The sequence below is a fragment of the uncultured Campylobacter sp. genome (assembly GCF_937996225.1).
GTDB lineage: Bacteria > Campylobacterota > Campylobacteria > Campylobacterales > Campylobacteraceae > Campylobacter_B.
This window is the reverse complement of sequence record NZ_CALKTC010000020.1, coordinates 1-21,084: the sequence shown is the minus strand read 5'-3', so window position 1 is coordinate 21,084 and position 21,084 is coordinate 1. Positions and strand designations below refer to the sequence as shown.

The following is a 21,084-nucleotide window of genomic DNA, read 5'->3' as shown; positions in this document are numbered from 1 at the left end:
TTTATTTGCGGAGCTTAGCCCTAAAAAATGGAATTAGGCAGTATGCCAAGGTGCGGAATTTATCGGCTCACCGCACTTAAATATGGGCTGTCAAGTCAATTTCATAACGTGATTTTCGCGGAATTTACGCAACTTGCGGAATTAAATTTGATGCCTATAGTGCTGGCAAACTCGATATCAAAATCCAATGCCCCAAATGAGTAAATACCGCAAGAAGGCGCATCTATGGGAGCTTTAAAGCCATGCTAATTATATCGCAGAGCTTAGGCGCGACGATCCGCAAGCGCGTGTCGCAAGATCGCCGCGACAAATTCTACCACAAGACGGCGGGCAAAAATAATCGACCAGATGCCGCTTACCACGCACAAAGGCGCGAGCACGATTAGTTATCGTTGATTACGTCCAAAATCTCTCTAGCGTGCACGGCGTAATCATTCGCCATCGATTTTTGAAAGATCCCGCCGATCTGTGCGTATGAGCCCTGACCGCCGCCGAAAAACTCCTCCTCGCCGAAGTTGCGCTCGTTTACGGCGATATTTTGGTTGTAGATCGGCTTTCCATTTTTAAACATTTTTAAACGTAGATTGTAGCGCACATAGGGCTTTGCCGAAACGTCGATGCCGTCGGAGCTGTAAAAACCAAAGCCGAATGAGCTAAGCTCAGGTGCGATAACGAGCCCTTTGCCTTGCAGCGCTTTTTCGTCGTCGGTGACGCTTACGCGCCTTAGGTAGGTGCCGAAGAAGCGCTTTGCCTCGCCTGCGACGAACTCGCCGACGTCGATTTTAAGCTCATCGTCTCTGCCTAACTTCGAGCTTGCGACGTAGCTTTTTGTCCCCATTAGCTCGCCAGGGATGTAAATGAGCGCGCTTTGCATGGCGTTAGTCGCGCTTATAGTGTCGTCAAACGGCGCTACATCGGCGTTTTGATTAAACTGCGCTTCATATGCGCAACCGCTAAATAGCGCGCAAACTATTGCGGCTAGAAAGAAATTTTTCATTGTTTGCTCCGTGTAAAAATTTTTGTAATTCTACCCCGCGGGTCTAAATTTTACGCTGAAACGGGCGTAATCGCTCTTTAATCCAAGCTAAAAAATTGTCTAAGCTTTCGCTTAAACGTATCTTTTGGAATTTCCGTATCGCTAAAATCATCGCTCCAAATTTCGTTCTTATCAGTGAAATAGGTAAAATTTTGCCAATGCGGGATAAAATTTGTTTTCTGCTCCACGGTTATATTTTTGTCTTTGCAATACTGCAAAATTTCATCCAGTTCGCGCTTTGAGTAGATGTTTATCAAAAAATAGTTGCGATTTTTAAATTTAATCACGACATTTTTATTTAGCAGACTTAGCGGCTCTTTGTTTTTAATCAACATAAAAATTTTAAACGGCAAAACAAGCAAGATAAAATTTATCGTATAGTATAAAAACAGCGCCAGTTTGCCGATATGCACTCCAATAGATGATTTTTTATAAAGCTCGTAGGAGGTAAGGTAGTGAAATCTACCGAAGCTATCCATAAGCTCTGAAAGCACGCAAAAGCTTATTTTCTCTATATCCGTAAGATTGCATATTTTATTGGGCTCTGTACCTTGCATGAAATTATAAAATAGCTTGTCATTATAAAACGTAAAATAAGAGGCTTGGAAATTGCATTTTACGTACCACCATATCTGTGCGATGAATAGCACTACGGCGCACAATACCATAAACAAATCGTCGCCTTTTATAATATCCATAAAAGTGGCATTAGTCGTATATGCAGAGTAAAAAAGCACTATGGATAAAAATAGGCTTTTTTCTTGAAAATATACCGCCCTATCTATGATTTCGATCGGCTCTTTGTCGTAATCCCTCATAAAATTCCTTTTTGGTATGGTTTTCGTATTTTATCACCGCCTCGCTTTCGACGCGTTTAAGAGCGCAGGATATTTGCATAGGCGCTTGCGGCGAGGCGAGTTGCGACAAGCCGCGGTTATCTCAGTCAAGCAGACACTAGCAACTCATCTGAAGCTGCTTAGAGGATTGCTTCGGGTGCCGAGCGATCTCATCTGCGACCGCTTCGATGGCTGCTTGGGGCGCCGAGCAATCTCATCTGCGATTGCCGCGGGCGGAATTTTGCTCGAAATCCAGCCTCAATCTCGCCGCGAAATACTCGCACAGCATCCGTCTTTGCGCTTCATTTGCGTTTAGCCGTAGCCAGATTACCCCGCGGGTCTAAATTTTACGCTGAAAGCCAAAAAATTTCACGCCTTAATGTCGTAGCTGAAATTTTTCAAAAAATATATGCGTAAAGCTTCGCGCTCGGCGCGGCTAGGACGGATGCAAAAAAATACCGCCGCGCCCGTATCGTCCTTGCCGCGCAGTAGCAGGCAGTCGCGTAGTCGCAGCCCCGCTCGTCCGTCTAGCCTTCGCGCGACGACGAGCTTTGAAGCGATCAAAATCGCAAAAATGCCCGCCGCTGCATAGATCGCAGCTTCGGCAAAGCCGAATTTGATCGTCAAAAACACGCCCGCGGCGTATGCGAAAAGAAGCAAGAATTTTAAAATTTCTTGCAGTTTCAAAAACCGTTCGTAGCTTAGAAACGGCACGCGAAACGTCCGCACGAAGCCGAGCGACGGCTCTATCAGATCGACGCATCCAAGCATAAGATCGTATTTGTCTAGCCCTCTGCGAAAGGATATTTTAAGCTCGTCAAATTCCACGCGCGCCGCCTCTTTGCTACCGCTTCGCAGATAAAGTAACGCCAAAAACAAAAAAACGATCGTCAGGCTGGGCTTGGCTCGCTGTGAGCGTAGCGGGCTGTCCGTGTAAAACAGCTCCCCCGATCCGCCGATGTCCAAAGAGATAAAAATGCAAAAAAACGCAAGGATAGAGGCGGAAAAAATTCTATAAAATGTATCATCGCAGATGAGGCTGAATTCGGGCTTTTGCATTAGTTTTTGTATAGCGGCGCGTCGGTGATTTTAAATCTAAATTTATTGCCTGCGCCGATAAATTTCATGAAGCTCGCTACGTCAAATCCCTGCTGCGGCGCGCTTAGCGGCGGCCTAGCAAGGATCTCGAAGCTTAGACCTGCGTAGTTGAAAAACTTGCCGCAGCGCCGAAAGCCGTGCCTGCCGTAGAATTCTATGCGGCGTAGGCGTTGCGCGAGGTTGGGCGCGTCCTCGTGCGGCGGCTCGACGTCAAGGACGATTTGCGCGCGCGGATTTTGCGTGACGATGAGCGCGAGCAGCCTTGAGCCGATCCCCAGCCCGCGAAATTTCGCATCGATACCGAGGTAGGCCACGTAAAAAATCCCGCTCTCCCCGCCGCTTGGAATTTCGCTCTCATCATAGCGCGAAATTTCGCTTTCCGCGGCGATCGATGGAATTTTGCCCTCTGCGGCGCTTAATGAAATTTCATCCCTTCTGACGCTTGATAAAATTTTGCCGCCCGCACCGCAAGTCGAGCAGTCCGCGGCGATCGAAATTTTGCTATCTGCGCTCGCGTTTAAAATTTTATTGCCGCCAAGAGACTGCGTTTTTTGACTTGCGATTTCGCCGCTTGCAACGCTAAAAAATTTTACTTCTGAAAATTTTACTTCGCCGCCTGAAATTTCATCGTCTGCGCCGTCAAATTCCGCGCCGCTATGGGCTTTGGATCTTAAAATTTTATCCGCATTTAGGCGCGGCGGCTGTTTGTGGTGCGAAATCGCGCGCTTGTAGGTTTGCTCGGTTCTATAGACGAAAAAGCCAACCAGCTCCTCGCCGCTTAAATTTTGCACCGCCGCGCTGGAATTTTTACTTTTCAAGCTGGATTTTTCACACGTCGCATTAGATTTTTTATCTGCCGCGCCGCGGTTATCCGCATCGGAATTTTTACCTGCAGCATCGCGATCTTGGCTAGGTTCGCAGCAGTCCTGCTTTGCCGCGCAAAAATCCTGCTTCGGCGCGCATAAATTTTCGCCTGTCGCCGCATGATGTTTATCAGCCGCACCACCGCCGCCCAAGGCGCCAAAATCCTCGAAAATCGCCGCGATTTCAAGTTGCCCTTTGCGCGACATTTTTAAGAAATTTTTTATGCTGATACGCTCAATTTCGGGGAATGCTGCGACGTTGATCGCCTCTATGCGCGCGATCAGTGCCGAACCCTCGCCGATACGCTCAAGTCTCATTTGCCCTCCTTGCCGCGATAAACCTACCGCGTAAATTTAAAATTTGCCCGCCTAGCTCGCGGGGATTTCATCGCTCGGTCCTAAAATTTCATGGAATTTCGCAAAATTTAAAGGGCGGCTCGTCTAAATTTAATCCTCGCCGTAAATTCGCTTCAAATTCCCCAGCGTCGCGCTCGCGTTTAGCAGCAGCGCATCGGCGATCGCCAGCCGCGCCATTGCGGTCGCTACGACGCTGCCGCGCACGGCGATACACGGATCGTGCCGTCCGCGCAGCTCGCAGACCGCGTCCGCGCCGCGCACGTCCACGCTATGCTGCGCCATAAAAATGCTTGGAGTGGGCTTAAAATGCGTCGCAATCTCGATCGGCGCGCCGCTGCTTATGCCGCCTAAGATCCCACCCGCGTTGTTGCTCGCAAAATTTGCGCCGATCTTGCCGCCGTTGGTGCGGATCGCATCCTTACTAGCGCGCATAAAGTCGTTGTTTTCGCTGCCTTTTAGCGTGCTTGCTTTCACTCCCGCGCCGATCTGCACGGCCTTTACGCCGTTTATGCCCATCAGCGCGCCCGCAAGCACCACATCCAGCTTACCGTACAGCGGCTCGCCGAGCCCAGCAGGCACGCCCGTAACGCGCGTTAGCACGCAGCCGCCGATACTATCGCCCGCATTTTTGACGCTTAGAATTAACTCCTTCTGCGCGCTCTCCGCAGCGGGATCGAGCGCGAAAATCTCGCTGTTTTGCGCAAAGTCGAAGTCTAAATTTCCCGCATAAATTTCGCCCACGCCGCAGATTCCGCTTTTTACGGAAATTTTAAAGTGATTTAGCAAAATTTGCGCAAACGCTCCTGCAGCCACGCGAACGGCGGTTTCGCGCGCGCTTGCCCGTCCGCCGCCTCGGTAATCGCGCAGTCCGTATTTGGCAAAATACGAAAAATCGGCGTGTGCGGGGCGGAAAACATCCTTTAGATTTTCGTAGTCCTTTGAGTGCTGGTTTGCGTTGCGGATGATAAATCCGATCGGCGCGCCGGTGCTGCGACCGTCAAAAATTCCGCTTAAAATTTCGATCTCATCGGCTTCTTTGCGCGGCGTAGCGTATCTGCCGCCCGGTTTGCGCCGCTCAAGCTCGCTTTGGATATTTGAAATCTCGATCGCCACGCCAGCCGGCAATCCGTCCAAAACGCCGCCTATTGCCGCACCGTGGCTCTCGCCGAAGGTGCTAAGGCGCAATCTCTCGCCGAAGGTATTCATAGCGCGTCTCCTTGATCGCCGCCGCTTTGTTTGTCCGTATCGCGCCCGCTTTGTTCGGCGTTTTTGTTTCGCACATTGCTTTTTTTAGCACTCGGCGTGCCGCCTCGATTATTATGCTCGCTTTTTGTGCTGCCCCGCGCTCGTCCGCTGCCGCCTTGTGAGCCTTTTTTGCCGTTCTGAGCGCGATTTGCGCCGCTTTGTACGTCGCTATCGCATGCTGTTTGCTCGCCATCTGTCGCGCTAGTGCCGTGCGAGGCGCCGCTTTGTAAAAGCTCGATCGCGATTTGCGCGCATTTTTGCTCGGCCTCCTTTTTGCTCGCTCCCACGGCGGATGAGAGCCGCTTGCCGCCAACGAGCGCCGCCATTTCGAAGCTTTTTTTGTGATCGGGGCCGCTCGAGCCCAAAAGAACATATTCGGGCGTGACGCCGAATTTTGCCTGCGTGAGCTCTTGCAGCGCGGTTTTGTAGTCTTTAACGAGCTCGTTAAAGCTTATGCGCGGATAGAGGATTTCTAAGATTGCAGTCGCGATGCGGGCGGTGTTTTGCAGCCCGCTCTCAAGATAGACGGCGCCCATTATCGCCTCAAACGCGTCCGAAAGCAGCGAGGGCTTCTCGCGTCCGCCGTTGCGCTCCTCGGACAGCGACATATTCAGGTTCTCGCCGATGCCCAAAAATTTTGCAAATTTAGAAAAGCTGCTTTCGTTCACGAGCGCGGCGCGCAGCTTGCTCAGATCGCCTTCGTCGCTGCTAAATTTTTTGAAAAGATACTCGCCCACGATTAGATCCATCACCGCATCGCCTAAAAATTCTAGCCTCTCGTTATTGTGCCCGTTTTTGGCACTTTTGTGCGTAAGAGCGATCTTGAGGTGGGTAGGGTTTTTAAATTTATAGCCCAGTTTTTCTTGTAATTTTTCTAAATTTTGCATCTTTGCCCTTTTTTATAAAATTTTACGAAATCCGCGGTGGCTCACACGCAAACGGCATCCGGTGCGAACAAAACTTGCGCAAGCGAAACGAATGCAAGCGTGATCTGCGCTAACTTTGTGCTAACGCGGCGGATAAAACGCATTAGCAACGATCTACGGCGAATAAAATTTAAACTTAGCCCGCCAATTCTAACGCAAACCACGCTAAGGATCACTTGCCGCAAACGAAATCCTCGCCAAAAATAGACCCGTCGCAAATACAGTCGCGCCAAAGCCTGCTCACTGCTAACGAAATTTCCGCCAAAGCTCGATTGCGTGAACGAATGCGCTAAAACCGGCTTCGGGCGATAAATTTAAGCCGAAGCGGCTCTGCGTGCAAAGTAAACGCGAGCAAATCCATGCTTAATCCGCGCAACCGCAAGCTTCGCCGCGGAATTTTAGCCCTTTATCGCTTCCGCCGCCGCGCGAGCCATAGCGTCGCACTCTTCGTTTTGCGGATGACCCGCATGCCCCTTGACCCAGGAGGCCTTGATCTCGTGATGCGCTGCCGCCGCAAGGTATCTGCGCCACAGATCTGCGTTTTTTTTGCCCTTAAAATCAGTAGCGACCCACTTTGCGAGCCAGGAGCTTATCGCTTTAACGACATATTCGCTATCGGTAAAAAGCTCGACGCGGCAGGGCTGCTTAAGCGCGCTAAGTCCCATTATAGCGGCTGTTAGCTCCATTTGATTATTGGTCGTCATCGCTTCTGCGCCGCTTGCCTTTTTTATCGCGTCGCCGTATTGCAGTATGTAAGCCCAGCCGCCCGCTCCAGGGTTTCCGAGACAGCTGCCGTCGCTAAAAAGTTTGACCGATTTCACCGGTTTTCTCCGAAATTTGCGCTCTGATCTCCATGCTGCCTAGCTCGTAGCAGACCGGGCAGCGGTGCGAGAAAAGCCCCACCGAGCTTTTGCACTTCGCGCAGGTGTAGCTAAAGCTAAGCCCCGCGTCCTCAAAGCCCGCGTCTTTCATAGCCATAAGCGCGTTGATCTCAAAAATTTTACTCGCGCTCTGCGGCTTTTGATCGCTTCTTCCGAGCGCGTAAAAAAGCGCGTTGTACTCCGCATCCTGCGTATTTACCGCCGCAGGGAAATCATAGATCAGATCGATAGCCTGCTCGATCGGCGGGAAGCGGTCAAAGCCCTCCATAGGCTCTTTGTTTTTGATAAAAAGCTCCATGCAGAACCGCCCCGCGCCTTTGAAGTTTAGCTTTGAAATTTTAGCGATCTTCTTATTAAACGGCGTATTGGCGTCGTTTGCGATGATCTGGGCGCGCTCGAACTGGCTTTGAGCATATACTTCGGCGTCCTGTTCGCGCAGCGCGTCAAGCACTTCAAGCGCCTCATTAAAGCGCTTCAGCCGCTCATAAATCACCGTAAGATGCGTAAGGGCCTCTTTGTTTCTCGGGCGCAGCTTCAGCGCTTGCAAAAACACCTCTTCGGCGCGCCCTAAAAAGCCCGCTTTGAAATATACGATACCGAGATTGGTGAGGATAAACTCCCTCTGCACGCCGCCGCTAGCCTTACTTAGCGCGATTAGATAAATTTCTATCGCGCGCTCGAAGTCGCCGCTTTTGACGAAAGAGCTAGCCAAAATTCCAAGCGTCGGGATGTCTATTTGCGGGCTTGCTAAAAGCTGCCTGTGCTCGGTGCTAAGCGCGTCTAGGGTGTCAAATTTTTTGATAAAATTCTCTAGGCTCTGCCTCTCATTTTTTTTAGAAAAAACTCCCCAAATGTAGCTTAGAATCGACACTAGCAAGATTATGCTTATCAGCATGATAAGCCCGAAAATCGGGTCGCGATCGTCTAAGAAAAAATTATCCAAATCAAACCTCGTCGCAAAAATAAAGGGCAATTATAGCAAAGTGCGGGTATAATTTCGCTTATGATTAAAAACGAAAGCATAGAAAATCTGCTGGCTACCGTAGATATCGTAGACGTCGTAGAAAAATATGTCCCGCTTAAGCGCAGTGGCGCAAATTTCGTAGGCGTCTGCCCCTTTCACGACGATTCGCACCCGAGCATGAGCGTGAGTTCAAAGCTTGGAATTTTTCACTGCTTTTCGTGCAAAGCAGGCGGCAACGCGATTAAATTTATCCAAGATTACGAAAAGATAAGCTTTCCCGAAGCGGTCGAAAAGCTTGCGGGGATGTATAATTTCGCGCTGCAATACACCGGTGTTAAAGTCCAGGAGCGCAGCGAAGAGAAGAAGGTGCTCGGGATTTTAAACGCCTACTACCAAAGCTGCCTTTATCAAAATCCCGCTGCCGTAAAATACCTACACGATCGCGGACTGAGCGATCAAAGCATTCGCAAATTCGGCCTTGGATACGCAGGAGCTAGTGCGCAGACGATCAGAGTTTTGCAAAACGAAGAAATTCCGCCGCAAGACGCGTTAAATGCGGGCGCGGTGAAGCAAAACGAGCGCGGGCTTTACGCTAGCTTCATCGAGCGGATCACCTTTCCGATCTACAACCACGCAAGCAAGCTCGTGGGTTTCGGCGGCCGCACGATAAGCGGCAACCCAGCCAAATACGTCAATTCGCCGCAGTGCGCACTGTTTGATAAATCTAAAATTTTCTACGCATTCGACCTTGCGAAAAAAAGCGCGATCGCTAAAAAAACCCTCATCATCACCGAGGGCTACATGGACGTCATCATGCTGCATCAAGCGGGCATCGACAACGCCGTAGCGGTGCTCGGCACGGCGCTGACGCCCGCTCATCTGCCGCTTATAAAGCGCGCGGAGCTTAACGTCGTGCTTAGCTTCGACGGCGACGCTGCGGGCATCAATGCGGCGATAAAATCGGCGCGGCTTTTGTGCCTGAACAAGATCGACTCAAGCGTCGCTATAATCGGCGGAGGCGCCGATCCTGCGGATATGATAGTCGCGGGCAAGGTGCGCGAGCTAGAGCAAATTTATGCTAGCGGCATGGAGAGCGGGGAGTTTCTGATCCGAAGAATCGCTAAAAAATACGACCTCGCCCGCCCCGTGCAAAAAGAAGCAGCGCTAAATGAGATCAAAGAATTTACCGCAGCGCTCGGCCCCGTGCTCGCCGAGTCTTATCAGAGCCTAGTGGCGCAAATTTTAAACGTCTCGCCGGGCTCGTTCAATCTCGCCGACGGCGGTAAAAATTCCGGCGCGGGCTTTGAGGGGCGAAATTTTAATAAGAGCGGGAGCTTCGGCTCTTACGGGGGGCGCGGCGCAGACGGCAGGGGCGGTGCGAGCAGGGGCTTAAACGGCGGAAATTTTAATCGCGCGCAAAGCACGGCGCGCTACGAAAACTCCGCGCCGCCTACCGCTTCGGTAAGGCTCGGGCGCCCGCTACTGCGCCGCAAGGAGATCGCCGAGCTTCAGATCATAAAATCGATGCTGCTCGATGGCGAGATGGCACAGCTCGGGCTCGGCTGCTTGGAGCGGCGCGATTTTCGCATGCACGGCGATATTTTCGAGGCGTTTTTGGCTTTCGCTCGCAGCGGCGAGAATTTTAAAAATTTCATCGCGGGCGGCGCGGGAGAAAATTTTAACCGGGGCGAGAGCGTAAATTTAAAAAGCGGTGAGAGCTCTAGCGAGCAAAATTTTAGCGGGCAGGGCTCTACGGGCGCCGTAAATTTAAAAGGCTCCTCCGCGCAGCAGGGTGCAAACGGCGGCGAGAAGCAAGAGGGTGCAAATAACGGCGAGAGACGGAGCTCAAGCAATGGCGCAAAGCAAAGCGAAAAGAAAGCCGCCGCTCAAAATATTCAAAACGCTCAAAGTGTCCAAAATACTCAAAACGTCGAAACCGAAGCCCTTGAAAATCTGCGCGCGCTTGCGCTGGACGATGAAATTTTGCCTATCGGCGGCGCGGCGCTTTTTAACGACGCGTGCAAAATTTTACGCCGCAACGCCCTGCAAGATCTGATGCAAAAGCTCAAAAACTCCGACGCGCCCGACAAGATCGAGCGGATCTTGGAGTATCAAAAAAAGATCAATCAACTCAAGTAAAGGAACGAAATGAAGGCATTGGCGCTCTTTAGCGGCGGGCTTGACTCCATGCTCGCGGTCAAACTCATCGTCTCGCAAGGCATCGAGGTGCTCGCTCTGAATATGGATATCGGATTTAGCGGCAAGGACGACAAGAGCGAGATCATGCGCCGCAGAGCCGCAGCCGCAGGGGCGGATTTTAAAAGCGTCGATATTAGAAGCGAATATCTACGTCAGGTGCTTTTCGAGCCCAAATACGGCTACGGCAAGCACTTCAACCCCTGCATCGACTGCCACGGATATATGTTTAAGACTGCGCTTGCGATGCTGCAAAGCGAAGGGGCGAGCTTCATCATCACTGGCGAGGTGCTCGGACAGCGCCCGATGAGCCAGCGCGCGCAGGCTCTGGCTCAGATCGGCGGGCTTAGCGGCGATGAGGAGGGGCTGATCCTGCGTCCGCTGTGCGCGAAGCTGCTGCCGCTCACGACGCCCGAGATCAAGGGCTGGGTAGATAGGGGCGCGCTGCTTGACATCAGCGGGCGCGGGCGGGCTAGACAGATGCAGCTGGCGGCGGAGTTCGGCTTTGAGGATTATGAAACGCCCGCGGGAGGCTGTCTGCTGACCGTGCAGAGCTTCAGCGAGCGGATCAAGGATGCGGTAAAATTTGAAAAGATCGAAACGCCCGCGGACGCTGAAATTTTAAAATTCGGACGCCATCTGCGCCTGCCTGAGGGCGCCAAGCTCATAATCGGACGCGACGAGAGCGATAACAAAAAGCTTGCCGCAGTGCAAAATCCTAAATTTAGCGAGATAAAATTTAAAGATGGCGTCGTGGGCGCGCTAAGCCTGCTAAGCAGGGGCGCGAGTGAGGCGGATAGAGAGCTTGCGGCGAGGCTGGCGCTGACCTACGCCAAAACGGACGCCGCGCGCCGCTACGCCCTGCTCATAGACGGCAGCGAGCTGAGCGCAAACCCGTTTGAGAGCAAGGATGCCGCCCGCGAGTATTTTGTGTAAAATCTAAACCGCCTCAAGGTTGTATTTAATAGACATAAAAACGATGCATAAGCGCAACGAGCTACGATAGCAGATACAAGAGTAAAATTTAAAACGGCGGCGGTTGAAGCGAGCTGAAAATGCGGGCGCCGCGAACTAAATTCGGCTATCGCAAGAGCCAAATAGGCATAAATTTAAAAGTGCAAGCCGTTAAATTTAAAAACGAAAGCGAGCAAATTTTATAGGCTCAAGGAGCGTTTATGGAGTATTTCAAACCGTTTTTCGTAAAGATCCCAGGCCGCGCCAGAGAGGACGACCATACGAGCGCGCACGATCAGATCATCGCGCCGCTACTGCAAAATGCGCTCGCCGCCTATGTCTATAACGGCCGCAAAGATAGTATCGTGGGGGCATTCGGCAGTGTGGAGCACCCGCTAAACTTAAGCGAGTTTAGTTTTCTCGTGCGCGAGCGGGGCAAATTTCGCCTCGATCTCTCGCGAGAATGCGTAAACGGCGCCGAAATCTTTTGGAACGCTTGCAGCTTTAGACGCGGCTCGGTTATTATTTTGCTCGAAGGAGAGTTTGATTTGGCGCCTATTTTACGCCGCTGCACCGAGATAAGCATAGACGAAACGCCAAATATGGGCAACAGCCCAGCGACGACCAAGCTTGCCAAGCGCGCGATGAGCGATAGACAGATCGCCGTACTTTTTAGCGCTTCAAATGGGATAGAGTGGATGGATATCTACGCTCCTGAGGCGGTACAGGCTAAAATTTTAAAACTTGCGGATGAGATAAACGGGGATGAAATTTAAAAATTTAAAAACCAAGTTCCGCATTAAATTTCACGCCGCATGAGCATTATGCGCTCCTGTGCGCGCAGACAAAAGTAGAGGTTGCAAAATAGGCCTCGTGCCTATCGCCCTCTGCGCCTTGCTAAAAGATAAAACAAAATGATCGCCGCAAAAACCACCGCGATTGCGGCGTAAATTTTACCCATGCCGCCGTAACTTTTGGAGTCGTCGTTTAAATACAGGTTTATTACCGCGCCGTTACCCGTTGAAATTTCAAGCTTTGCGCCCTTTGCGCCGTTTAGTTTTACGCGCAGCATATTTGCCGCGGGGCTTGAAATTTCTGGCTTATCCATAAAAGAGTAGCTGGTTTTGTAGCTTTTCATCAAATCGTTGCAGTCTTTCGGGGTTACGAATATATCGTAGAACGCGCCATTTTTCACGCTCAAATTTTCTCCGCCTTGCACGACGAAGTATCTAAATTTAGGCGCCTGCGTGATGAACTCCCACCGTAGCGTCTTTTGCTTCCCGCCCTGCTCGTAATTAAACTCCGCGCCGTATTTGGCGTCGAATTTAAAAACGTCTCTGCTGAAAAGCACGAACTGCCTATCGCTTAAAATGGCGCTAGGATCGGAGTTTTTGTCTAAAATTTTAACGTTTTGAAGCTCCCTGCCGCTTTCGTAAATTTTAAAACTTTTCATCGTTACGGGCGGTTCCTCGGCATTAAACTCCACGCTTACGGGGTTTGCGGTGATTTTGCACTCTGGCATGGGATCTGGAATTTCATTGCTGAAAAACGCAAGCGCGGGCTCGTCGTTCGGGTAATAGACGTAAGGGCGCGAGTTCAGCGCGGTGGCGCCTTTGAACTTATCCTCCCTCATCCGTAGCGCTTCATTTTTACACATCCCCAGTAGAAATTTGCCGCTTCCTTCGTCGTTTGAATTCCGCGAGCAAAAGGCGTTTAAGCGCGAATTTCCCATCTCAAAAACGTAGCTACTTTTTTTGCCGTGCTCAAAATAGCCGATGCCGATCTCATCCGAAGCAAAATCCAAAAATGCAAATCTATGGTAAATCGCGCTTAAAAGCCCGTCGATCGCGCTTTTAAGATCGCTTGAGTTATAGGATAAATTTTCTCGTACTGCGGCATTATAGCCTGCGTAAAAAGCGCGCTTTGACGGATTTTCGCCCGTAAAATTTGGCTTGCCCGGGCTCTCGTCGTGCGACATCGCCTCGTTTGCGACGACATATTTTGCGTGATTAAGCGCGGAGATATTTAAAATTTCATTCTGCGAAAGCTGATTTAGCCCCGATTTTGCGCGCACATTGTTGATGTAGCTTAGCGGATCGTCGTAAAAGGAAAAGCCGCTCATTGCAACGAGCGGCTGTTTTAAATTTGAGGGAGTGTTTTCGCATGCAGCAAAAAGCGCGCAGATCGCCCCAAGGCCCAGGAGCCTAAGCCGCAGGGCCCGCTTTGGCAAACTCGACCCCCTCTTTTACGTCCTCGTAGCGTTTAAAATTCTCTTCAAACATCTTTGCTAGCTTATCGCGCGTGATTTTATATTCCGCCGGGTGCGTCCACGTATTGATCGGATTTAGCAGCTTCGTCTCGACGCCTGCGAGCTCTTTTGGGATCGCTAGGTTAAATTTCTCGAAATTTTCAAATTCGCACTTTTTGATACTGCCGTCTAGGATCGCGTTTATGCACGCGCGCGTGGCTTTGATGCTCATTCGCTTGCCCACGCCGTACGCGCCGCCGCTCCAGCCTGTGTTTACGAGATAGACGCTGACATTATGTTTGTCGATCTTTTCGCCCAGTAGCTTAGCGTAAACGGTCGGGTGCAGCGGCATAAACGGCTCGCCGAAGCACGCGCTAAATGTCGCCACCGGCTCGGTGATGCCGCGCTCGGTGCCCGCAACCTTTGCTGTATAGCCGCTTAGGAAATAATACATCGCCTGCTCTTTAGTAAGCTTTGCGACCGGCGGCAAAACGCCGAATGCGTCGGCAGTTAGGAAGATGATGTTTTTCGGATGGCCGCCCGCAGAGCTTGGCTCGTAGTTATCGATGTGATAGATCGGGTAGCTAACGCGGGTGTTTTCGGTCTTGCTGCCGTCTTTGTAGTCTACTACGCCCGCCTCGTCCGCAACCACGTTTTCAAGCAGCGCGTCGCGTTTGATCGCGGCGTAAATTTCAGGCTCGCTGCTCGGGTCTAAATTTATACATTTCGCGTAGCAGCCGCCCTCGAAGTTAAATATCCCCTCATCGTCCCAGCCGTGTTCATCATCGCCGATTAGCTTGCGATTAGGATCGGTCGATAGCGTCGTTTTGCCCGTGCCGCTTAGACCGAAAAACAGCGCCGTGTCGCCCTGCTTGCCCACGTTTGCCGAGCAGTGCATCGACATTTTGCCCGCAAGCGGCAGCCAGTAGTTCATCATCGAAAAAATTCCTTTTTTCATCTCGCCGCCGTACCAGGTGCCGCCGATAACCGCGACGTTTTCCTCAACGTTAAAAATAACGAAAACGTCGCTGTGAAGCCCGTCGCTCGCGTAGTCCTCGTTTTTGCATTTGCACGCGTTGTAAACGACAAAATCGGGATGAAATTCCGCTAGCTCGCTCTTGCTTGGACGGATGAACATATTTTTTACGAAATGCGCTTGCCACGCGACTTCGGTTACGAAACGCACGTTTTTGCGGCTGGATTTGCTAGCTCCGCAAAATGCGTCTTGGATAAAGATTTCCTTGCCGCTTAGCTGAGCTTTGGCTTTGGCTAAAAGCTTATCGAAAAGCTCTTTTGAGATAGGCTGGTTTACCTTGCCCCAAGCGATGTATTTTTGGCTCGGGTCTTGTTTTACGAAGTACTTATCCTTGGGGCTGCGACCCGTGAAAATTCCGGTATCGACCATAAAGGTGCCGTTGCTTGATACGCGCCCTTCATTCATAGCCTTTTCAAGCTCGAAAAGCTCGTCGTAGCTTAGGTTGTGATTGATTTTTTTGATATTTTTAAGACCTAGTTTATCCAGATCGTTCGGAGTTGTCATTTTGCGTCCTTTTTAAATTAAATTTTGATAAATGATTGCGCTATTATAGCTTAAAATTTAGGTAAGCTCGCTTAAGCGCCGAGGATGATCGCCATGAAATTTAGGCGGGAGCGCCCGCCTAAATTTTAGAGCTTATCTTAAAATCGCGAGCACCTGATCGGCATCGACCGTATCGCCTTGGGCGACTAAAATTTTATCGATTACGCCATCACGCGGGCTTTCGATATTTATCTCCATCTTCATCGCTTCAAGAACGATGACATTCTGCCCCGCCTTAACAGCATCGCCTTCCTTTATTAAAATTTTAAATACGTTGCTAGGAAGCGTCGCTTTTACTTCGTTGCTGTCCGTACCGCTTGCCTTGCTTTCAGGAGCGGTTTGCACTTGCGGCTTTACGGGCGCTGAGGTATCGAAGCTAACGTCGTATCGATCGCCGTTTACGAGCACGTTTTGTCCGGCGAATTCTACGCTGTAAATTTTGCCGTTAATCTTAATGTCAAATTTGCCATTTTTAGAAATACCGTTTTGATGGCTTGCAGCGGGCGCTACGTCCTCTTTTTTACGACTCATCACCCTGCCCTCGCCTTTTAAAAACGCGATACCCTTTTCTTTGCATGCAAGCGCGATAAATATGTTCTCCTCGCTAGGCTCGATGCCCTGCTCGCGTAGAATCTTCTGCGCATACGCGACGCTCTTGCTCTCGTCGGCGTCGGCGATATCTACGGCATGCTTGGTCGTAGGCTCTAAGCCCAGCTGCTCGGCGGCGAGCTTAATCACGCCTTCATCTGGCTTAACGGGCGTTTTGCCGAAATAGCCTAGCACCATCTTGCCGTAGCCCTCGGCGATCTTTTTCCACGGGCCGAACATTACGTTGTTAAACGCCTGCTGGAAATAAAACTGACTAACCGGCGTCACGCTCGTGCCGAAGCCGCCCTTTTCGACGACCTCGCGCATAGCCTTGATGACAGCTGGGAATTTGTCTAAAATTTTATTATCGCGCATCATCTGAGTGTTTGCTGTAAGCGCGCCTCCGGGCATCGGCGAAAACGGAATGAGCGGGCTTACCTGCGTAGCCTCTGGCGGCATGAAGTAATCCTTCAAGCACTCGCCCAGAACCTCTTCGTATTTTAAAATTTTCTCTGCGTCTAGCCCCAGGTCGAAATTTTGCCCCTTCGTCGCGTGCAGCAGCGTAAGGATGTCCGGCTGGCTCGTGCCGCCGCTTACGGGATGCGCGGCAAGGTCGATGCCGTCTACGCCCGCAACGAGCGCAGCCTGGTAGCATGCGATGCTAACGCCCGCCGTCTCGTGAGTGTGCAAGCGGATATGCACGCCGTCGCCTAAAATTTTACGCGCGCGCTTGATCGTCTCATAGACCTTCTGCGGGCTGCTAGTGCCGCTTGCGTCTTTGAAGCAGACGCTGTCAAACGGGATCTGCGCGTCTAAAATTTGACGTAGAATTTTCTCATAAAATGCCGCATCATGCGCGCCGCTGCATCCGGGCGGCAGATCCATCATCGTAACCACGACCTCGTGCTTGAGCCCGTGACGCGAGATGCGCTCGCCGCTAAATTTTAAATTTTCCACGTCGTTTAGCGCGTCGAAATTTCTAATCGTCGTCGTGCCGTGCTTGGCAAAAAGCTTGGCGTGCAGATCGATGATCTCGCGGCTGCCTGTATCGAGCGTGACGGTATTTACGCCGCGGCTAAGGGTCTGCAGATTCGCCTCAGGCCCCACGATGCTTCTAAATTTGTCCATCATCTCAAACGCGTCTTCGTTTAGGTAAAAATACAGGCTCTGAAACCGCGCGCCGCCGCCGAACTCAAAGTGCGTGATGCCCGCGTCTTTGGCCGCGTTAACGGCAGGCAGGAAGTCCTCCATCGCCACGCGCGCGCCAAAAACTGACTGAAATCCGTCGCGAAAGGTCGTATCCATAACGTCGATAAGCTTTTTAGCCATTTTTAGCTCCTAGGTTAAATTTAGCGTGAATTTTAATATTTCTAGCCTAAAAAAGCTTTTAAACCAAAAACCCCCGGAAAGATTGCGAGCGTTAATAGCACTAGAATTTGCAATAAAATAAAAGGCAGTACGCCCTTATAAATGTCCGTGGTGTGGATTTGCGGCGGCGTCACGCCCTTTAAGAAAAATATCGAAAATCCAAATGGCGGCGTCATAAACGACGTTTGTAAATTTACAGCGATTAAGATCGCAAACCACACGGGATTGATATGCAAAGACTCTACTATCGGCAAAAGTATCGGTAAAATGATATATGAAATTTCGACATAATCGAGAAAAAATCCAAGCACTATGATAACTACCATCGTAAGCGCGATAAATCCCCATGCTTGGCCGGGCAGATTCTCCATAAAATTTTTCACGACCTCATCTCCACCCGTGTAAGAAAAAATCATCGAAAATGCCGTGGCGCCCATCAAAATCATAAAAACCATGCCCGAAATTTTAGCGGTATTTTTTAGCGCGTCATAGATCAGTCTAAACGAAAACGTGCGGTATAAAACAGCTAGCGCTATCGCACCCAAGCAGCCTACCGACGAGCTCTCCGTAGGAGTAGCGATGCCCGCAAAAATAGATCCTAAGACGAGCAAAATCAGCACAAGCACCGGCACGACGTTTTTAAGCGCGATAAAAATTTGCTTTGATTTGCTAAGCCCCTCTAGCGGCGGAACAGGCGGCGCATAATCTTTGCAAATATATGAAATAATCGCAATATAAATCACGTAAAAACCCACTAGCACGAGCCCAGGAATAACTGCTGCAGAGAAAAGATCACCCACAGAGACCGAAAGTATATCGCCTAAAATAATCAGCACGATAGAAGGCGGGATAATCTGCCCAAGCGTGCCCGCAGCAGCGATAGTGCCGGTAGCTAGGGGCTTATCGTAGCCGTATTTCATCATCACGGGCAGGCTGATGACGCCCATAGCGATGACAGTCGCACCCACGATGCCCGTCGTAGCCGCAAGTAACGCGCCTACCAAAACAGTGCTGATCGCCACGCCGCCTCGTACGCCGCCGAATAAAAATGCCATCGACTCTAATAAACGCTCCGCAAGGCGAGTCTTTTGCAAAATCATACCCATCAAAATAAAAAGCGGCACCGAAATTAGCAGCTGATTTTCCATAATCGAGTAAATTCTATTAGGCATCAGTGAAAAAAACTGCCTACTCATATCCTCAAAAGCTTCAGTTAAAATTTCAAAGCCCTGCGCGTAATCCCACGCCTCACTAAGTCCATAGATAAAGCCGGAAATCACAGCCACGGCGCCGAACGTAAACGCAACGGGGAAACCCAGTAACAGCATAAAAAGCGCTGCCGCAAACATCACTATGCCTATCATAGCTCGCCACCTTTTATCTCGCCGTGGCAAAATTCCGCCCAAGCGCGAAAAGCGTAAAATTTATAGAATTTTAAATTTAAGCTCATTTTGCCCTCACACACTCTGTGCACCCGAAGAATTCCCACTAAGAAATTCCGAGCCTTTGTTTTCCCTAACATCAAGCAGGGCGTTAATATTTTTAATCAAAAATCCAAACGCGTAGATAAATAAAAACGCATAGCTAAGCGTGATTGCGGACTTGATGATCCAAAGATGCTGCATACCGCCGGGATTGGCGCTGGCCTCATGGCTCGTATAAGCCTCGCTTACATAATCGATCGAAAAGAATGCCACGAGCGCCACGAAAGGCAAAATGAAAAATATCGTACCTAAGATATTTATGAGCGCTTTTGCAGTGGGACTAAATTTTTCGTAAAAAATATCCACGCGAACGTGGGCGTTTTCTTTGAGTGCGTAGGTCACACCGAATAAAAACATCGCCGAATATAGCCACCACGTAAGTTCTTGCATAGCGACGGAATTTGCGGCTGGAAAAAGATAACGCGCCACAACATTGTAAAAAACAACTATAACTAAAAGCGCCAAAAATACGATACTTAATACGCCTAAGATATTTGCGAACGCATCAAAAGCCCTTTCTAATTTGCGTAAAAAACCCTTCAAAATTTTACCCTTTGCTTGAAATTTTTTCTATAAAAGTTGGGATTTTAGCAAAAATATCTGCAATTTATTATAAAATTATGCACGGAAAGGATTTTTATGATTTTAAAATTTCAAAACAAATACTCTAAAAGATTTCTCGCCTTTTGCACTATTTGGGCGATTTTTTGGCTAGCATTTTCATATTTTTTCTTGCAAAAATTCCTTTTTATCTATCCGGAAAGCTTTAGTATTCACGTAAGATTCGGGCTTTGCACCGTGGCACTAGGAGCGGTAATTTTAGCGGTTTGCGGCAAGGGCGTTTACGGCGCAATCTGCGGATATGCGGTGTGGTTTTACGGCGCGGCGCTGGGATTTGTATCGTCATTAAATTTAGCTAAAATTCACACGGTACTGCGAGGGAGCGGAGATATGAGCGGGATGAGCGGCTGCGGCGGAGCGGTGAGATTTTTAAATTTCGATTTAAGCGCGGTGCCAATTTTTAAGCCGTTTAACAGCTGCGCATTCGACGTACCAGCGGTGCCAACCGATACAACGCTAGACGGACTGCAAGCTAAGCTAACGGCGCTTTATAGCGGAGGCTGGTATCTATTCCCGGCAAGTAAAAGCGTGGATCTGGCGCAATTTTGGAGCTTTATCTTTATATTTTTCGCAATTATTTGGATAATTGGAATTTTTCTTGGATTTTTGAATAAGAAGGCGCAGAGATAGTCCCTGCGCCAAAGAAGCTACTGCTTAATAATCAATAAAGCGTCAGACGCATAGACGGTATTTATATTCTTTAACCCCGGCATATCCCATACCTGAGCGCATAAACCATCCATCTTTTTTGTAAGAGTAACCTTGGTTTTGCTATCGACGGTATATGTAGCACAAGTCTTGCCTTTTACGGTAATAGGATTTTTAACATTCGTCATGTTATTAAAACCTGTCGTGCTATTATCATACTCGCCTTGCGAAGTATAATAAGCCATTAGATCAGTCAGCGATGTAGATACATTCTGCGCTGCTCTAACGACTTCTGCATCATCGCGTGTAGCTGCTAGTCTTGGAATGGCAATTGCCGCCAAAACACCTAAAATCACGATCACGAAAATTAATTCGATCATAGTAAAACCCTTCATGTTTTTATCCTTTGATAAAAAATTTTGGATTTATATTATAGAGCGTTTACTATAAATTTAACTTAAAAATTCTTTGCAAATTCTAACATTTTGGATAAATTTTTCATAGCATTCGCGCCGACCGCCAAATAATGGTTATTTATCAGGCTTTTTCCGTTATAGAGCGGTGCCTTCATCGTCTTTAGATCCACTACCGCTCCGCCGCTTTGATGCAGCAAAAAATCTCCCGCGGCGATGTCCCAAAGCGAGCAGTCGCTAAATCTCGCATACGCGCTGGCGCCCCCCTCGGCTAAGATGCAAAATTTTATCGCAGAGCCTTTGCACATTAGTTGCATTCCAAATTTCTGCGCAAATTGCACGTATTTTGCGGATATGCTATAGTGCCCTTGCATGAAGATTTGCGGCGCACTAGTGGGGCGAGCGAGCAGTACGCCGTTTTTATAAACTCCGCCGCCGTTTGAGCTATATATATCGCCGCTTATTGGTATGCTGATCGTCGCTAAAATCGGACGCCCATGCTCGATCAGCGCGATGCAGACGCAAAACTCGCCGTTGCGCGCGATAAACTCCTTCGTGCCGTCCAGCGGATCTATGAGCCAAAATCTCTCCTCGCTAATACGCTGTTTGCTATCTAGTACGCACTCTTCCGAGCAGATCGCGATGCCGCTGGGCTCCAGGGTACGCATTATCGCATCGTTTGCCGCAAGATCGGCATTCGTAAGCGGCGATCTGTCCGCTTTGACGAAAACATCGAATTTGTCGTAATTTTGCATTATCGCGGCGTTTGCCTTTTTTGC

Annotated in this window: 18 protein-coding genes and 1 pseudogene; 4 read left to right on the top strand and 15 right to left on the bottom strand. The window is 49.7% G+C overall.

Going from position 1 to position 21,084, the window contains the following annotated elements; all coding sequences use genetic code 11:
- Positions 1-382: 382 nt before the first annotated feature.
- From Q0174_RS02750 to Q0174_RS02715, 8 genes and pseudogenes are all read right to left on the bottom strand, one after another.
- Positions 383-997 carry a hypothetical protein gene (locus Q0174_RS02750; protein WP_297902312.1) on the bottom strand — a complete coding sequence of 205 codons (615 nt, stop codon included), beginning with the start codon at positions 995-997 and terminating at the stop codon, positions 383-385.
- A 77-nt stretch (positions 998-1,074) separates the two neighbouring features.
- Positions 1,075-1,854, bottom strand: coding sequence for a hypothetical protein (locus Q0174_RS02745; RefSeq protein ID WP_298041567.1), 780 nt, complete (start codon positions 1,852-1,854; stop codon positions 1,075-1,077).
- A 387-nt stretch (positions 1,855-2,241) separates the two neighbouring features.
- Positions 2,242-2,931, bottom strand: coding sequence for a hypothetical protein (locus Q0174_RS02740; protein ID WP_298041565.1), 690 nt, complete (start codon positions 2,929-2,931; stop codon positions 2,242-2,244).
- Positions 2,931-4,151: a hypothetical protein gene (locus Q0174_RS02735; protein ID WP_298041564.1), complete on the bottom strand. Its 1,221-nt coding sequence runs from the start codon at positions 4,149-4,151 to the stop codon at positions 2,931-2,933. Before Q0174_RS02735 ends, Q0174_RS02740 begins: the two co-directional genes overlap by 1 nt.
- Positions 4,152-4,280: 129 nt before the next feature.
- A complete protein-coding gene (aroC, locus tag Q0174_RS02730; protein ID WP_298041562.1) occupies positions 4,281-5,396 on the bottom strand; it encodes a chorismate synthase in 1,116 nt (371 codons plus the stop codon).
- A 263-nt stretch (positions 5,397-5,659) separates the two neighbouring features.
- Positions 5,660-6,322, bottom strand: a pseudogene (gene rnc, locus Q0174_RS02725) (ribonuclease III); the annotation flags it as partial.
- Between the two features lie 437 nt (positions 6,323-6,759).
- Positions 6,760-7,182, bottom strand: a complete 423-nt coding sequence (gene rnhA, locus Q0174_RS02720; protein WP_297961424.1) for a ribonuclease HI — start codon at positions 7,180-7,182, stop codon at positions 6,760-6,762.
- Entirely contained in the window at positions 7,160-8,185 is a 1,026-nt protein-coding gene (locus Q0174_RS02715) for a tetratricopeptide repeat protein (protein WP_298041560.1), read from the bottom strand. Before Q0174_RS02715 ends, rnhA begins: the two co-directional genes overlap by 23 nt.
- Positions 8,186-8,245: 60 nt before the next feature.
- On the opposite strand from Q0174_RS02715, the gene dnaG reads away from it, so the two are divergent.
- The 3 genes from dnaG to Q0174_RS02700 all read left to right on the top strand — a co-directional run bounded on the left by dnaG (position 8,246) and on the right by Q0174_RS02700 (position 12,132).
- Positions 8,246-10,345: a DNA primase gene (gene dnaG / locus Q0174_RS02710; RefSeq protein ID WP_298041558.1), complete on the top strand. Its 2,100-nt coding sequence runs from the start codon at positions 8,246-8,248 to the stop codon at positions 10,343-10,345.
- 9 nt (positions 10,346-10,354) lie between these two features.
- Complete coding sequence (locus Q0174_RS02705; RefSeq protein WP_298041556.1) at positions 10,355-11,338, top strand: argininosuccinate synthase domain-containing protein; 984 nt, start codon at positions 10,355-10,357, stop codon at positions 11,336-11,338.
- Positions 11,339-11,577: 239 nt separating this feature from the next.
- Positions 11,578-12,132 (top strand): hypothetical protein, encoded by a 555-nt coding sequence (locus Q0174_RS02700; RefSeq protein WP_298041554.1) that lies wholly within the window; start codon positions 11,578-11,580, stop codon positions 12,130-12,132.
- Positions 12,133-12,233: 101 nt separating this feature from the next.
- Here Q0174_RS02700 and Q0174_RS02695 read toward each other — a convergent pair whose 3' ends face one another.
- The 5 genes from Q0174_RS02695 to Q0174_RS02675 form a co-directional block, all read right to left on the bottom strand.
- On the bottom strand, positions 12,234-13,586 hold the full coding sequence (locus Q0174_RS02695; protein WP_298041553.1) for a CAP domain-containing protein: 1,353 nt from the start codon (positions 13,584-13,586) through the stop codon (positions 12,234-12,236).
- Entirely contained in the window at positions 13,561-15,144 is a 1,584-nt protein-coding gene (pckA, locus tag Q0174_RS02690) for a phosphoenolpyruvate carboxykinase (ATP) (protein WP_298041551.1), read from the bottom strand. Before pckA ends, Q0174_RS02695 begins: the two co-directional genes overlap by 26 nt.
- A 132-nt stretch (positions 15,145-15,276) precedes the next feature.
- A complete protein-coding gene (locus tag Q0174_RS02685) occupies positions 15,277-17,100 on the bottom strand; it encodes a biotin/lipoyl-containing protein (RefSeq protein ID WP_298041549.1) in 1,824 nt (607 codons plus the stop codon).
- A 41-nt stretch (positions 17,101-17,141) separates the two neighbouring features.
- Positions 17,142-18,503 carry a TRAP transporter large permease subunit gene (locus tag Q0174_RS02680; RefSeq protein WP_298041547.1) on the bottom strand — a complete coding sequence of 454 codons (1,362 nt, stop codon included), beginning with the start codon at positions 18,501-18,503 and terminating at the stop codon, positions 17,142-17,144.
- A gap of 93 nt (positions 18,504-18,596) precedes the next feature.
- The gene (locus Q0174_RS02675) at positions 18,597-19,166 is read right to left on the bottom strand and encodes a TRAP transporter small permease subunit (protein ID WP_297961394.1); all 570 of its coding nucleotides are present in this window, start codon (positions 19,164-19,166) and stop codon (positions 18,597-18,599) included.
- A gap of 96 nt (positions 19,167-19,262) precedes the next feature.
- Between Q0174_RS02675 and Q0174_RS02670 the strand changes: the two genes are divergently transcribed.
- A complete protein-coding gene (locus tag Q0174_RS02670) occupies positions 19,263-19,874 on the top strand; it encodes a hypothetical protein (protein ID WP_298041546.1) in 612 nt (203 codons plus the stop codon).
- Positions 19,875-19,891: 17 nt separating this feature from the next.
- Here the strand turns inward: Q0174_RS02670 and Q0174_RS02665 are convergent, their stop codons facing one another.
- Positions 19,892-20,287 carry a prepilin-type N-terminal cleavage/methylation domain-containing protein gene (locus Q0174_RS02665; RefSeq protein ID WP_295150780.1) on the bottom strand — a complete coding sequence of 132 codons (396 nt, stop codon included), beginning with the start codon at positions 20,285-20,287 and terminating at the stop codon, positions 19,892-19,894.
- A 62-nt stretch (positions 20,288-20,349) separates the two neighbouring features.
- Positions 20,350-21,084: 3'(2'),5'-bisphosphate nucleotidase CysQ (locus Q0174_RS02660; RefSeq protein WP_298041544.1), on the bottom strand; the 735-nt coding region annotated here is incomplete at its 5' end.